Here is a 15,410-nt window from a genome sequence, read left to right as displayed (position 1 = left end):
AGCCAAATTAGAACGGGTCTTCTATTTTGACTCTTTTTCCATCTTGGTAAGAAGCTACAAAAGCATCCTTAAAACCCATATCGACCAATTGTTTTCTAAATGATTGGGCTTCGTCCAAAGTCTCAAAAGTACCCAGTGAATATGCGTAAAAAGGATTTGTTTTAACAAATAATGTGTTTGTCAATGCTTCAGATGCCAAGGTCATATTATTATCAACAAAAGATTTAACTTGAACGGAATAAATAGTTTCCTTATCCAAAAAAGCTTTTGCAAGGTAAAATTCCTTTACCAAACTTAACTCTTCATTTTGTAGTCTTAAATTATCGATTCTATTCTTGATTGCATCCAAGCTGTCGATGGAAACCAATAGATTATTTTGATTTTCGAATGAGTTCTTGCTACTAAGGCCAGCAGTGAAAGAAGTTATCGCCAAAATGCTTATTACAAAAAGTGCAGTAACACCAAGTAGTATGTTACGTTGCAACTTTACCTTGTTCAAATCCTTATTCTTGAACTTTATTTGGTCCAAAAGTCTTTCATTAATAATTTGGGCCTTGTCAACGTCCTTGTGCAGATCCAGTAAATCACTCTCTTCAATAAAAGGCATATTAGGTGGGTTGAGTTTATTGATATTTGTCTAAAAGCGTAAATCTCAATAAGTTAATATACGATTTCTACAAATGTAAAATTTTTGTAGTAAGAAAAAAATTAACCTTATTAAATATTTCAGATTAGTACCATTTTTAAAATAGTATTGAGGGAATTTAATTACAATAAATATATTCCGTCATCCTTGATTGCTATTTTTCGTTCTTTGTAGAGTGTTCCAATAGCTTTTTTGAATGACTTCTTGCTCAGTTGTAAGCCGTTTTTGATTGCTTCTGGAGAAGATTTATCGTGCAAGGCCAAAAACCCGTTCTGTTCCTTCAATTTTTCAAAAATCAATTTAGCTGTAGGTTCCAACATTTTGGCTCCGATGGGCTGAAGGGAAATGTCTATTTTATGGTCTGGACGAACATTTTTGATATATCCTTTTAGCTCGTTCCCCACAGCAATAGATTTAAAAACATCGCTTTCAAAAATCAATCCTTTGTATTTATTTTCGATTATTGCTTCCCAACCCAACGGTGTTTTTCTACTTACCAGTAGATTCACTTCGCTGTTTAAATCAATATCAAAATTTTCATTGGATAAAAATCTTTTTATTCTGCTGGAACCTGTCAACCTAAAAGTTTCTTCGTCCAAATAACAATGAACAATGTATTTTTTTCCTTCTTCCATTTCAACCGCTTGTTCCCTAAAAGGCACAAGTAAATTCTTTTCTAAGCCCCAATCTAAAAATGCACCATATGGCCCAACCTCGACTACTTTTAAAAAAGCAAAACCATTGCGAACTATGAGTGGTTCAAGTGTAGTAGCGACTGGTCTTTCACTGCTATCCAAATAACAGAAGACCCTTAAATCATCATCTATCTGAAAATTTTCCGGAACATATTTGTTGGGAAGTAGAATTTCTGTATCCTCATCATCGCCCAAAAATAATCCTACACTGGTACTCCTAAGGACTTTTAATGTATTGTAATTTCCCAATTCTATCATGTGGCAAAAGTAATGTGAAATATGAGTATAAAAAAAGCCGCTAAAAAGCGGCTCTAATAATATATTGATATTTATTTATAAACGGCTTCTTTGTTAAAATGCTTTGCCAGCATATAATAAATAACCGCACGGTGCTTGTTCTTGTCCGATCTTCCATATTTGTCGATTACACTATTAATGGCATCCATTAAAGAAGGGCTATCTGAAAGACCCAATTTTTTAACCAAGAAGTTATTCTTTACAGTCTCCAGCTCTTTTTCGGAAGATCCTGAAACTTTGGAGGCATCCAAGTTATAGATAGCAGGGCCTAATCCAACAGCGACTTTGGTCAATAGGTCCATATCTGGATCTTCACCAAATTTTTCCTTAATGTCAGCAGCATACTTTTCAATTAATTCATCTCTTTTACTCATGGTTGTTAGTGTTCTATAGTGTTAAAAATTAACTTAGCTTCTAAGATATAAAATCAAAGTAAGTAAGCAAAATTTTGTCGTTCTGGGTTTGTGGTGTAGCTATTTCCAATATTTTAGGTTTTTTTGAAGCCTCATAAAAATCTGGAATGCAGTCACTAAGCTGTTGTTCATCTGTAACTTTTAAATATTCAAAATCGAACATCTTGGCTAAATGCTCGCCCGTAAGTTGATGTGCTGTCTCAAAAAAGGTAGCAAACGCTTCAGTATTTTCTTTACCTGGCAAAATCCTAAAAATACCTCCGCCAGAATTGTTAATGAGTATTATTCGAAAATCCGGCCTTATGTAATTGTTCCAAAGTCCATTGCTATCGTAAAAAAAGCTTAAATCGCCCGTAATCAGCAAAGTAGGCTGCTCAAAATTAATCGACGCTCCAATTGCAGTAGAGGTGCTACCATCTATTCCACTTGTTCCGCGATTACAATATACTTTTAAAGATTCATCCATGGGAAATAACTGGGTATATCTAACGGTAGAGCTATTGGCCAAATGAACCTGATATTTCTTTGGGATTGCTTTTTGTATTTGATTGAAAGCCATGAAGTCTGAAAAACCAATCTGTCCCAAATATTCTTCTCGTTTAGCTTCATAAACTTCCTTTATCTTGGCCCAATGTTTTTGATAGTTGCTTTTGACTACCAATTTTGAAGTGTAAAGTGTTTTAAAAAAAGAACTTGGCGCCATTTTTACATGCTCCCTTAAACAAAAAAAAGTGTCATAGGCTTTTTTCGTATCGATATGCCAATGAAATTTGGGTGGATATGTTCTTAAGAAAGCCTTTATTTTTTTGGAAACAATCATTCCACCGAAAGTTACCAATACATCAGGTTGAAGCTCCGCAAAAAGTTCTTGACGGTCATCGGATTTTTCAATGGGCGCTATGATGCTATCTATACTGGGGAAAAAGTTTGGATGGTGAAGATTGGAAGTAGTTTCGGTAAAAACCAAAACACTACTATCATTTGCCAATTCTTCTATAACCTCTTTTTTAATTGTGTCAGGGTTATTTACGCCCACTAAAACCATTTTGCGGTCATGGTTGTTCCAAATGGATATAAACTCTTCCCAATTCTCTATTTCGTTATGTTTATCAACAAAATTTTCTGAAACATTAATTGCCACGTCCAGATTTTCTACAGTTCCATACAGCGGTTCTTCAAAAGGAATATTGATATGGACCGGGGAATTCTCGTGAATCGCAATTGCTAAAGCCTGTGCAATTTTTTCTTGGTTATACTTTTGAATGTCTTCTTGGGTTTCTTTTCCGTATCCATTGTCAAAAAATTGAACCGCATCTACTGCATGTGTGATATCTTGTTTTAAATTGGCAGAATAGCCAATATGTGCATCAAAAATGTTCTTTTGTCGAATGGTTTGACCATCTCCGACATCGATTTTATAGCTAGGTCTGTCCGCCGATACAATGACCAAGGGGATATCACTATAAAATGCTTCTGCAACTGCGGGATAATAGTTTAAAAGTGCACTACCGGATGTACAGATTACAGCCACAGGTTCGCGTAACTGTTGCGCCATGCCCAAAGCAAAGAAAGCCGCACACCTTTCATCAACAATACTGTAGGATTTAAAAAACGGATTTTTTGAAAAGCTGATGGTCAGCGGAGCATTTCTTGACCCCGGTGAAGTCACAATATTTTTAATTCCCCTAGATTTAAAGTATAGAACAAGAGTTTGTGCCGAGGGAATATCCGAATACATCATGGAAAACAAAAATACGTATCAAAAATATATTCTTCGCACATTATGAAGTATCAAATTAAATGATAGAAAGCATTGTTTTGCTTTTGTTCTGGGTTTCGGTCCATTCACTTTCCGGTTCTGAGGCCGAGGTTATTCCCCCGCCAACAAAAATGGAAGCCATGCCGTCACATATTTTCATACAGCGCAAGTTCACGAACAAATCAATATTTCGTTTTTTTTCCAAATCTAATTCGCCCAGAAAACCCGTGTAAAAGGTACGCTCGTAACCCTCATTATTTTTGATAAAAGACTTTGCTTCTTTGCTAGGTATCCCACAAACTGCAGGAGTTGGGTGCAAGCTATCGATTACCTGTTTTATTGAGGTTTTTTCAGATAAAATTCCACTTATCGTTGATTTTAAATGCCAAAGTTTCCCAGCCTTTACTGATTCCAATTCGCCAATATCAATACTTTCCAAACTGCTTCCCAATGTCTCTTTTATATATCGCGTAACCATAGCTTGCTCTTCGAATTCTTTACTTCCCCAACCAGGTGACGAGCTTTCTTTTATTGGCAATGTTGCCGCCAAAGCCATTGTACGCAATTGTCTGTCTTTAATTTGAACCAAAGTTTCTGGCGTGGCCCCGCACCAAACTCCTATTTGCGGATGAAAAAACAAGTAACAGAAGGCATTTTGATAACGCTCCAAAAGGTTTTTAAAAATTAGCGAAGGAGAACTCGAAACTGGCCTTGAAATTTTTCGTGATAAAACAACTTTCTTCAGGGAGCCTTCCTTAATTTCATTCAAGCCTTTTTTGATAAGTTCAATGTGAAAATCCTTTCCTGAATCTTTAAGTTCAACTTCTGTATAAATATTTTTGGTTTCAGGAAGAAAATCAACTTCTGCCAATTCATCGGCCTTTATCAAAACAATGGCTCCATTGTCATCAAATGGGGCGAAAACAAATCCTTTCTCTTCAAAATTGATTGCTGTTTTAAGTTTGTCGCCAGATTGAAAAACACCTTTTACTTTATTTTCCAAAGGTTTTCTATAAATAGAAAATGGCATTCCCGTTTTTAGACATGCGTCAACTTTTTGAAGAAGTCTGTAAAAGTTTTTATTTTTTTGGTAAGGCAATTGTAGTCAATTTACAGTTGGAAATTAAATCACCCTTTTCATTTGTAACTTTTATTTCCCACAGTTGCGTTGTTCTTCCTTTGTGAATGATTGAAGCTTTGGCATAAACATATCCTTCACGTATACCCTTAACATGATTTGCAGCAATCTCTATTCCCCTAACATAAAACTCCTGTCCATCCAGAAAAATATAAGAAGCTGCACTACCAACACTCTCCGCCAAAGCAACGGATGCGCCGCCATGTAACACACCATCAGGTTGATGCACTTTTGGGGTAACTGGCATTCTTGCCACCAAAAAGTTGTCCCCTACGTCTACATAACTAATATCCAGGGTTTCCATCAAAGTCCCTTTGCAGATACCATTGCATACGGATAGAATTTTCTCTTTATGTTCATTCATCCTTCATTTTTTTGTAAAATTACGTAAAGGTTCATCAATACCGAACCAAATTGGTAAACAGCATATTTTATATGGAAAAAACAGTATCATATACTACGCAAAATACGTACGCTACCTTAAACATCAAATCTGCAAAGACAAAAAACATATGGATTGTCTTTCATGGTATCGGATATTTGAGCAAATATTTCATCAAATATTTTGAAAGCCTCAACGCTTTGGAAAATTATATCATAGCACCACAGGCGCCATCCAAATATTATTTAAAGAACGAGTACAAATATGTAGGTGCAAGTTGGCTAACAAAAGAAAATACATTAATGGATACCGATAATTTGCTCAACTACTTGGATGCTGTTCTTGAAATGGAACAGATTACCAGTGATTCAAACCTCATCCTATTTGGATTCTCACAAGGCGTATCTATCTCCACTAGGTGGATGACAAGAAGGAAATTTAAATGTAAAACCTTGGTTTTATATGCGGGAGGCATTCCCAACGAATTGGAAATGAAAGATTTTGAATATTTGGATTGGGATTTCACCAAAATAAAAGTGATTTATGGTGACCAGGATGAATACTTGAACACAGAGAAACTAAAGCATGAAGAAATGAAAATCTCAAAACTTTTTCAGGGAAATGCAGAAATCATCACTTTTAATGGTGGGCATGAAATGAGACCAGAGATTGTACGAACGCTAGCATAAATTTATGGTATCCCAAAGAAAAACCAAGGAAAGAAAGTTATGGAACCATGGTCGTTTTTAAAGATTTATACGGGAACTTATGGGATATGTTGCAAAATCAAAACGTAAAAATGCATTAAATGAAGATAGGCCTATAAAATATATAAGGTTTTTTCATACGGGAAATAGTAGATATGAGCATAGGAATAAAAAAAATACCCAACAGAAAACCAGTAAAATTTTAGTTTTTTAAAAAAATGGTGATAAGCAAAAACTTACCAAACTATTAAACTCGATAAAAACTCTATCCCTCTTCAGTTTCATCATCAATATAGTAGGTTATTTTACGCGTAGTGTACGTATTGTTCGGAGTAATGATTTGCTTGATCCAGTTTTTTTCTTCGCTACTATCAAACTGAAAGATGTACTCTTCAACAGCTTCTGAATTTTTTGTTTTTGTAGTAATCTTATTCAACATGCCATCTGAATCATAGGAATAAAATAACTTTTGTTCCATTACAAATTTCTTCTGGTCCATACTGTGCCTAAAAACTTCTTTGGAAACCAGTTTATCATCTGCATTGTAAATCTCCTCAACGGCCCTATTCGGCTCTCCATCAATATACTCCTTAGTGAGCACGACTTTTTGGGTTCCATTTTTCCCCTGTCTTTTGGAGGTCCTTATTGATTTTTCTATAACTGAATTAAAGAAGAAACTGATTGTAAGTTCATTTTTGTAGGGTGTATATTCAACAGTAGTTTCGTCAACCCCATCTTCATTCGATGTAACAATTTTGGTCAGCCTGTTTTTGTCGTCGTATTGATACTCTTGTTGTTCCAAAAACTCCTTGTCATAAGAAATGATTTTTTCCAATATTTTTCTTTGTGGAACTGTATCTATAGTGTAGAAGTTCGCCATTGAAGTAGAAGCGTCCAAAACATTGTTTTTGTAGCTTTCCATGCGCTTTTCCAATAATTCACCATTACTATATTTGTAATAGGTAATATCTTGGTCGGTATCATTGTACTGGGTTACTGTTTTTGCCAAATATCCATTCTCATTGAACTCAAAAAGTTCTTTACCATAATCGGTAATTACCAAGCATGTCTTTACCTTCCCTTTTAGATCAAAATCCTCTACGGTAAATATTTGTATTTCTTGCGACTGCAATACAGTTGTAAGAAGAAAGAAAAAAGAAAGAAATGTACCGTAATTTTTTACCATACTGCAAAATTACTTCTAAATGAGGCAATTAAAAAAATAAAAGTAACCCTAAAGTTGAAATTAATTTAAAGGAAAACTCCAATTAAAATTTTCTCTGGGGATTAAAAGGAGTAATATCCATGGATAATTTCTTTTCTGAAATCATCTCGGAAATCAATTTGCCCGTAGCAGGTCCCAAACTCCATCCCATCATTGCATGACCAGTCGCAAAAATAAGGTTCCCATATTGTTGGGATTTTCCAATATAAGGTAATCCATCCGGTGTTACTGGCCTCAACCCACATTGCGCATTAGTTTTATCTTCGTCCGAAATCTTAAGCCCTTTATAATAGCGCTCTGCACCTTTTGCAATGGCCTCAACACGTTCTTTTCGTATTATTTTATTGATTCCGGAAAATTCCATTGTTCCTGCAAAACGTGTAAATCCTATCATTGGGGTGACGGCCATTTTCGCTTCCATCAAAATAGCTGGCATAACAATGTTTGTAGCGTTCTCAACATTTATTCTGTAGCCCTTGCCTGCTTGTAATGGTAAGTCAATATTCAATTTTTTAGATAATTCTGAAGTCCATGAACCCGCAGCAAATACAACGTTATCTGCTTGATAGGAAGATTTATTCGTTACGATACCAGTAATTTTATCTGTATTGATTTCCACATCCAATAACTCTTCACTGGTTTTTATATCGACACCCACTTTCCGCAGATAGCCTACCATACGCTCCATAAATTGTGAAGGGGTTGTATGGCCATCGCATTCATAATGGATAGCCCCTAAAGCATCCACTTCAATGTGAGGCTCTATATTTTGTAGGTCCGTACTATCCAAATAGTTTACTTCTAGACCCAGATTACCTGCTTTTTGGGCAATTTCCATTTCATGGTCTCTAGCTTTTTCTGTTTTATAAAGCATCAATAATCCTTTCCGCTCCAAATGGAAATCTCCCAAATCGCCAGAAGTTTTTATGCTTTCGTAAAGTTCCCTGCTCAACAAATTAATGTCGCGAATAATGGGCATTGCCCTCTCAACTTTGGCCTTTGTTGAGGATTTTTTGAAATACCATGCCCATCTCATGAAATCCAGATTCAACCTTGGTTTCATATAAAAAGGACTGGACGAGTCAAACATGTACTTGATGCCTTTGGAAATCATTCCCGGAGCCGCCAAGGGAACAATATGGCTGGGGGTTATGTATCCTGCATTCACAAATGACGCTCCAGAAGTAATATTGCTTTTATCCACAACGGTGACCTTGTATCCTTCTTTTTGTAGAAAATATGCAGTGGACAAACCAACGATACCACCCCCGACAATTAATATACTTTTGCTCATTTTATATTACTTGAAATCCATAGGCGTAGGGGTCATCGTCCGTATCAATTGTTATGGTGTTTGTACCGTATATTTTAGCCCAACCTTTAATACTGGGGATGATGGCCATTTTACGCTTGATGGTTGTTTCGGCTTCGATTTTCCCGACAAATTTAGAACCAATATAACTCTCATGTACGTATTCTTCGCCTATTTTCAATACTCCTTTTGTGAATAATTGCGCCAGTCTTGCCGAGGTTCCCGTGCCACAAGGAGATCGGTCAATTGCCTTTTCGCCATAAAAAACTGCATTCCTGCCCTGTGAGCTTTTATCAATGGGATTTCCTGTCCAAAGAATATGGGTAATTCCGTTTATATTCGAGTTTTCTGGATGGATGAATTCGTTGGGGTATTTGCGATTGATCTTTTTACGTATTTCTTGTGACAAATGAATCAATTCACTAGCAGTATAATCATGAATTCCAGAGAAGTTCTTTTGAACATCGACAATGGCATAAAAATTCCCGCCGTAGGATACATCAAAATATAAATCCCCCAATTTTGAAGAATTAATCGTAAGGCTTTCAGCTGCCAGATAACTTTTAACATTGGTCAACTTTACCCATTCCACTTTATCTTTCGGTTTGCAATAATCTATTTCCACCAGACCAGCCGGGGTTTCCATTTTGACTTTTCCCTTTATTTTGGGCTGAAACAAATTTTTTTCCAAAGCAATTGTTATAGTTCCAATAGTGCCATGGCCGCACATGGGCAGGCAACCGCTTGTTTCAATAAAAAGAACTGCGATATCATTTTCGGGATTATGGGGCGGATAAAGGATACTTCCGCTCATCATATCATGTCCACGCGGTTCAAACATTAATCCTGTACGAATCCAATCAAACTCCTGCAAAAAATGCTGTCGCTTTTCCTCCATTGTATTGCCTTCAAGCCTTGGTCCGCCCTTGACAATCAATCTAACAGGGTTTCCACAAGTATGTGCATCTATACATTCAAAAATATGTGAAGCCATTTATAGTAGTGGTATTTTAGGTCTCGTCCTCACTCCTTGTTCAATTATAGCAAGTACCCTTTTGCGCTCTTTTCCTTGTAAGGGCATTCTTGGCAATCTCACAGGTTCCGTTCCTATCCCAGTGGCTACCTCGGCCAATTTTATATTCTGTACCAATTGTGGGTTTATGTCCAGTTCCAATAAAGGCATAAACCATCTGTAAATTTTAGCAGCCTCTTCTACCCTTCCCGCCTTTACCAACTCGTAAATAGCAACTGTCTCTCTTGGGAAAGCACAGACCAGACCTGCCACCCACCCTTCAGCGCCCATTAGAAGACTTTCCATCGCCAGGGTATCTACACCGCATAAAATTTTCAATCGTTCTTCAAATCTGTTCTTTATGCGGGTAATGTTGGTAAGGTCTCTCGTTGATTCCTTTACCGCTTGTATGTTTTTATTTTTTAGAAGTTCCTCAAACATATCTAGTGTCACCTCAATCTTATAGTCGACAGGATTGTTATAAATCATTATTGGAAGGGAAGTACTTTTAGCAATTGAATCAAAATAAGCCAGTGTTTCATGATCCGTTGCCTTATATTGCATTGGAGGAAGAATCATTAGACCGGATGCCCCATTGTTCTCTGCACTTTCAACAGGAAGAATTGCATTTTTTGTCGTCTTTTCTGCAATGTTCATTATAACTGGAACCTTTTCTTGGACAAAGTCCACCGTATGTTCAATCAATGCTTTTTTTTCTTCTTTTTCCAACGTGCTTGCCTCGCCCAATGACCCTCCTAATATTATGGCATGTACACCTGCATCCAATTGGGCTTGAATGTTTATCGAGAACATCTCCAAGTCCAGTTTATCATCTTTTGTGAATTTTGTCGTAACTGCGGGCATTACACCTTTCCATTCTATTTTCATGTATCGAATAAGGATTGATATTGAATTGAAAGATACATAAAAGGGTACAAAAAAGTAAACCGGGTCAATATCATTTCTTTAGTTATCTTTTGATTATTTTTGGGAAATTTTGAAATTTTTACCATGAAGAAAATTAGCTTTATTGCTATAGGTTTGGTTTTGTCTTGCAATACTCAGCAAAAAACGATTTCTGAACCTTCACAAAAGGCAAAAGAAATTAATCCTGCAACATATGCACAGACCATAACGGAAGAAGAGCTTAAAGAACATTTATACATATATGCCTCTGATGATTTTGAAGGACGGGAAACAGGAAAACCAGGGCAAAAAAAAGCTGTTGACTACCTAAAAGCCCAATACGAAGAAATTAACGTTCCCGCTGCAAAGCAGGATGGCAACTATTTTCAGGAAGTACCTTTGGAAGTTTCGAAAGTTCCCCAAGGAACTCTCGCCATAAATAATACAAGTTTCAACTTAGGTGAAGATGTTTTAACCTTCACGGCCGCTGAAGGTGAATACACTTCAATTGTTTATGTTGGCTATGGTATAGAAGATGGAGATTATTCAGATTATAACGATTTGGACGTTAAGGACAAACTGGTACTCATCAAATCCGGTGAACCTGTAAAGGAAGATGGAAGTTTTGTGCTTTCGGGAACCCAAGAAAAATCGCCTTGGAGCAACATGTCGGAAGCTATGGGAAAAAAGTCAAATCTTGCCATTGAAAAAGGCGCTAAAGGTGTTCTATATTTCGATACACAAAATTTTGCCAGATTCAATAAATATTTTGAATTCATGAAGAATAACAATAGTGGAAAAATGGCTCTAAAAGCAGAGGTAAACGACAACTTTATCGTGCTTCTAAACCAAAATGCCGTATCCGCTTTAAAAAGTGATATTGAAAATGACAATACTCCATCTTTGATTACTGCTGATATAGCCCTGAATATAACCAGTGGCAATGATAAAGTGAACTCTGAAAATGTTGTCGCCATATTAAAAGGCTCTGAAAAACCCAATGAATATATTGTAGTTTCATCACATTTAGATCATATAGGCGTTACTGCAGATGGACAGATAAACAACGGAGCGGATGATGATGGCTCAGGTACCGTAGCCCTCCTTGAAATTGCCGAAGCTTTCAAAAAGGCCGCTGAAGCTGGTGAAGGACCAAAGCGATCTATCGTTTTTTTGCATGTTACCGGGGAGGAAAAAGGATTGTTGGGTTCAAAATATTATACAGATTACGATCCCATTTTCCCATTGTCCCAAACTGTTGCCAACCTCAATATTGACATGATTGGCAGAATTGACCCAAAGCGTGAAGGTGATAGAAACTACCTTTACCTTATCGGTTCTGATAAATTAAGTACAGAACTACACACTCTTTCCGAAGAAGTCAATGAAAAGTATACCAATATTGAATTGGATTACACCTATAATGATGAAAACGACCCCAATAGATTTTACTACAGGAGCGATCATTACAATTTTGCCAAAAATAACATTCCCATCATTTTTTATTTTAACGGCACCCATGCGGACTATCATCGCCCCGGAGATACTCCTGATAAGATAAATTATGATCTATTGGAAAATAGAACAAGACTTGTTTTCCATACTGCTTGGGAATTAGCAAATAGAGATGCTAAAGTAGTTGTAGATAAAGCTTCTAAATAGATAACGATCAAGTCATAAAACAAAAGAAGCCTTCCAAAATGGAAGGCTTCTTTTTGGGTGGAAGACGGGATTCGAACCCGCGACCCTCGGTACCACAAACCGATGCTCTAACCAACTGAGCTACAACCACCATCATTTAAGCGGAGGCAAAAATACTTTTTTTTATCAATTCAATCAAATGAAATTGAACTTTACCCAATTAAAAATTTAAAATTTACAAGAGGCAGATATATACGTCTTGAACTGAAGAGCCCAACCAAAAGCTTTGTTTGCTAAAATGAACAAAATCCATTTTTTGATTATTGGTTGGATTTAGTATAAAACATCGATGAAATACATCTTTTCGAGATAAAACACACAATTTTCAACGATTCACAACATTTAATTCTCAAAGGACAAAACCAAAACTATTTTTACATATCAATATTTTTATATTGTATGCCTCAAACAATCGACCTTTTTAAATTAAAAATAGTACTGAAAAATGTAGTACTTGTTTTCTGTGCTTTATTTTTAGTTGCAAATCTTCAGGCCCAAAAAAATAAAAAGGATAGCTTAACATATAGATTACGGTTGCTTGAGTCTACGAACCAATTTGATGCAAAAGACAGTACACACATAAAATTGTTGATAAATCTGGCCCAGGCTTACCGTTTCATTAATAAAGATAGCCTTTATACTATTTCGAACAGAGCCCTTGATTATAGTAATGAAATTGGCTACAATACTGGAAAGATAATGGCTTGGGAAGCAATGGGTTGTTATTATTCCGATGAAGGCAATACCACCGAATCATTGCAATGGTTTAAAAAAGCGTTAACATTGGCAAGAGCCAACAATAATAAAAAACGTGAACTCAATATCATCAATAATTTGGCTTATGACTATAAGTATGAGGGAAACTATGCCGAAGCTTTAAGTCTATTTTTAAAGGGTATCGACGTAGCCGAACAAACCGATGATAAACTGATGTTATCTATACTAAATGAAAGTATAGCAAGTTTATATGCAGAACAAAAAGACTTTAAAAATGCATTCGCTTTTTATGACAAGGTGCTTATTATAAATAAAGAACTAGGTAATGAAATAACCAGTGCCGAAACGCAGAGTAACATCGCCACGTTATATAAGGACGCTAAAAATTTTGAATATGCAATGTTCAATATTAATAAAAGTATTTCAACATTTGAAAAACACAAGATATATGATTGGTTGGCATACGCATACGAAGTAAAAGGTAGCATTTACTTAGCACAAAATAAATATCAATGGGCATTATATTGGTATGACCAAAGCAACCTGTTACATGAACAAAGGCTTGATGATGAGAGGGAAGAAATACAATTGCTCAATGGTATGGCCAAGGTTTATTTGGGTCTTGAAAGAGACAGTATCTCCTTACAATATGCAAAAGATGGTTTTAGATTGTCCAAAAAAATAAAATCACTTCAGGGTCAAAAAGACTGTTCGGAAACTCTGTACAAAATCCATAAAAATAAAGGAGATTTTGATAGTGCGCTCGGATACCTTGAGGTTTTTAAAAAACTTTCTGATACATTATCCAAAGATAAGAGCAAACAGAGTCTTTCGCTGTTGGAAACAAAATTAAAGTACGAAAAAGAGAAGCAGGACCTCATCGCTTCCAATAAGACAGCTCTGGCAAAACAAAGAAATTACATCTACCTAGGTTTGGTACTTTTATGCATATCATTGATAATTACTTTTCTTGTAAAACGTAGTGCGCGGATACAAAAGAAATTGAATAAAGAGCTTAAAGAGAAATCAAAGGTAGTTATTGAAAGAGAATCCGAATTGCACGAAATAAACAAGACCAACACAAAACTTTTTTCAATCATAGGACATGATCTAAGAGGTCCTATAGGTGCTTTGCAGGGTATTTTAAAGCTCTTTACAGATGGAGACATGGCCAAAGAAGAGTTTCTTTCATTTATTCCAAAATTGAAATCTGATGTTGATAATATAGCATTTACGCTAAATAATCTGCTGTCATGGGGACAGACACAGCTCAATGGGGTCATTACAAAACCAAAAAGGGTTTCTTTGGAAAAAATTGTATCCAGTAACATACAGCTACTATCAGAAATAGCCTCAGGAAAGTCCATAAAGATTATGAATCAACTTCCTGAAAATCCTCTCATTTTTGCCGATCAAAATCAAATTGATATTGTTGTTCGAAATTTATTGAGCAACGCTATAAAGTTTACCCCTGAAAATGGTCTGATTACAATTGAAGCTCAGGAAAAATCTGATATGTGGGAAATTATAATCAGGGATACCGGTATTGGCATGAATAAAGAAATCCAGAATAAAATTTTTAAGAATACGACCAATATTACTACTTACGGCACCAACAATGAAAAAGGTACTGGACTCGGACTTTCCTTGTGCAAGGAAATGATTCTTAAAAATAAAGGTCAAATTTGGGTAGAAAGTATATTGCGCAAAGGTTCATCTTTCCATTTTACCTTACCAAAAGCGGAAAAAAAGTATCAACAAGCAAGCTAATCAAATCAAATCATCCAAATTATCTACGGCTAAATGCCTTTCCGCAGTAAACCCTTCCGCATGTTCCACACCTATTAATCGCCCTAAATCCCTAGCTCTGTAATTTACACTGTCTATAAAATTTTTGCTACTTATGGGAGTTTCCGGTTCATCACTGTCCGGGTCAAAAAATTGGGAACTGTATGCAAGGATGGAGTCTGTTTTTTTTTCGATAAAACCTGAAACATCGACTGCAAAATCAGGTTCTATATTTTTCCATTGTATGTAATGATAAACAACCTTGGGACGCCATGCATTCTGCCATTCTTCATCACCGTCCATTTTAGTATCAATTTTCACCAAACCGCTTAAAAAACAGGCGTCACTGACCAATCGACTCCCCTTTGCGTGGTCGATGTGGCGATCATCTATTGCATTACAGAGCACAATATTGGGGCGGTATTTTCTTACCATTTTAATGATTTCAAGTTGATGGGCTTTGTCATTGACAAAAAAACCATCGGAGAATTCCATATTTTCCCGGACAGTAACACCCAAAATTTGACCAGCTCTAGTAGCTTCCTTATCTCTAATCTCTGCGGAACCCCTTGTTCCAAGTTCACCACGTGTTAAATCAATAATTCCAACTTTTTTTCCTCTGGAAATTTCTTTTGCGATGGTTCCCCCGGCACCCAATTCCGCATCATCAGGGTGAGCACCAAATACTAAAATATCTAATTTCATAAATTTC

At 36.2% G+C, this 15,410-nt stretch carries 14 protein-coding genes and 1 tRNA gene; 3 read left to right on the top strand and 12 right to left on the bottom strand.

What is annotated here, in order from left to right; genetic code table 11:
• Positions 1 to 7: 7 nt before the first annotated feature.
• The 6 genes from HME9304_RS14520 to HME9304_RS14495 all read right to left on the bottom strand — a co-directional run bounded on the left by HME9304_RS14520 (position 8) and on the right by HME9304_RS14495 (position 5,312).
• Positions 8 to 607, bottom strand: a complete 600-nt coding sequence (locus HME9304_RS14520; RefSeq protein ID WP_112379265.1) for an SPOR domain-containing protein — start codon at positions 605 to 607, stop codon at positions 8 to 10.
• 161 nt (positions 608 to 768) lie between these two features.
• A complete protein-coding gene (locus tag HME9304_RS14515) occupies positions 769 to 1,599 on the bottom strand; it encodes a CvfB family protein (protein ID WP_112379264.1) in 831 nt (276 codons plus the stop codon).
• Between the two features lie 71 nt (positions 1,600 to 1,670).
• Positions 1,671 to 2,012, bottom strand: a complete 342-nt coding sequence (locus HME9304_RS14510) for a DUF2853 family protein (protein WP_112379263.1) — start codon at positions 2,010 to 2,012, stop codon at positions 1,671 to 1,673.
• Positions 2,013 to 2,052: 40 nt separating this feature from the next.
• Entirely contained in the window at positions 2,053 to 3,792 is a 1,740-nt protein-coding gene (gene menD, locus HME9304_RS14505; protein ID WP_112379262.1) for a 2-succinyl-5-enolpyruvyl-6-hydroxy-3-cyclohexene-1-carboxylic-acid synthase, read from the bottom strand.
• A 55-nt stretch (positions 3,793 to 3,847) separates the two neighbouring features.
• Positions 3,848 to 4,840 (bottom strand): chorismate-binding protein, encoded by a 993-nt coding sequence (locus tag HME9304_RS14500; protein WP_123877529.1) that lies wholly within the window; start codon positions 4,838 to 4,840, stop codon positions 3,848 to 3,850.
• Between the two features lie 49 nt (positions 4,841 to 4,889).
• Positions 4,890 to 5,312: a PaaI family thioesterase gene (locus tag HME9304_RS14495; RefSeq protein ID WP_112379260.1), complete on the bottom strand. Its 423-nt coding sequence runs from the start codon at positions 5,310 to 5,312 to the stop codon at positions 4,890 to 4,892.
• Between the two features lie 71 nt (positions 5,313 to 5,383).
• Here HME9304_RS14495 and HME9304_RS14490 point away from each other — a divergent pair, with 71 nt between their 5' ends.
• Positions 5,384 to 6,019, top strand: a complete 636-nt coding sequence (locus HME9304_RS14490) for an alpha/beta hydrolase (RefSeq protein ID WP_313789983.1) — start codon at positions 5,384 to 5,386, stop codon at positions 6,017 to 6,019.
• 283 nt (positions 6,020 to 6,302) lie between these two features.
• Here HME9304_RS14490 and HME9304_RS14480 read toward each other — a convergent pair whose 3' ends face one another.
• The 4 genes from HME9304_RS14480 to HME9304_RS14465 all read right to left on the bottom strand — a co-directional run bounded on the left by HME9304_RS14480 (position 6,303) and on the right by HME9304_RS14465 (position 10,474).
• On the bottom strand, positions 6,303 to 7,223 hold the full coding sequence (locus tag HME9304_RS14480) for a hypothetical protein (RefSeq protein ID WP_112379259.1): 921 nt from the start codon (positions 7,221 to 7,223) through the stop codon (positions 6,303 to 6,305).
• Positions 7,224 to 7,305: 82 nt separating this feature from the next.
• Positions 7,306 to 8,556 (bottom strand): NAD(P)/FAD-dependent oxidoreductase, encoded by a 1,251-nt coding sequence (locus tag HME9304_RS14475; protein WP_112379258.1) that lies wholly within the window; start codon positions 8,554 to 8,556, stop codon positions 7,306 to 7,308.
• A 1-nt stretch (position 8,557) separates the two neighbouring features.
• On the bottom strand, positions 8,558 to 9,568 hold the full coding sequence (locus HME9304_RS14470) for a 4-hydroxyproline epimerase (protein ID WP_112379257.1): 1,011 nt from the start codon (positions 9,566 to 9,568) through the stop codon (positions 8,558 to 8,560).
• Complete coding sequence (locus tag HME9304_RS14465) at positions 9,569 to 10,474, bottom strand: dihydrodipicolinate synthase family protein (RefSeq protein ID WP_112379256.1); 906 nt, start codon at positions 10,472 to 10,474, stop codon at positions 9,569 to 9,571. It abuts the gene before it with no gap.
• Between the two features lie 123 nt (positions 10,475 to 10,597).
• On the opposite strand from HME9304_RS14465, the gene HME9304_RS14460 reads away from it, so the two are divergent.
• A complete protein-coding gene (locus HME9304_RS14460; protein WP_112379255.1) occupies positions 10,598 to 12,154 on the top strand; it encodes a M28 family peptidase in 1,557 nt (518 codons plus the stop codon).
• Positions 12,155 to 12,209: 55 nt separating this feature from the next.
• Here HME9304_RS14460 and HME9304_RS14455 read toward each other — a convergent pair.
• A tRNA-His gene (locus HME9304_RS14455) sits at positions 12,210 to 12,285 on the bottom strand.
• Between the two features lie 307 nt (positions 12,286 to 12,592).
• On the opposite strand from HME9304_RS14455, the gene HME9304_RS14450 reads away from it, so the two are divergent.
• The gene (locus tag HME9304_RS14450) at positions 12,593 to 14,680 is read left to right on the top strand and encodes a tetratricopeptide repeat-containing sensor histidine kinase (RefSeq protein ID WP_112379254.1); all 2,088 of its coding nucleotides are present in this window, start codon (positions 12,593 to 12,595) and stop codon (positions 14,678 to 14,680) included.
• Here HME9304_RS14450 and bshB1 read toward each other — a convergent pair whose 3' ends face one another.
• The gene (gene bshB1 / locus HME9304_RS14445; protein ID WP_112379253.1) at positions 14,681 to 15,403 is read right to left on the bottom strand and encodes a bacillithiol biosynthesis deacetylase BshB1; all 723 of its coding nucleotides are present in this window, start codon (positions 15,401 to 15,403) and stop codon (positions 14,681 to 14,683) included.
• Positions 15,404 to 15,410: the final 7 nt, after the last annotated feature.

It is taken from the genome of Flagellimonas maritima (genome assembly GCF_003269425.1).
Classification (GTDB): Bacteria; Bacteroidota; Bacteroidia; order Flavobacteriales; family Flavobacteriaceae; genus Flagellimonas; species Flagellimonas maritima.
The sequence above is the reverse complement of the archived record's forward strand: the minus strand, read 5'-3'. Positions and strand labels throughout refer to the sequence as shown.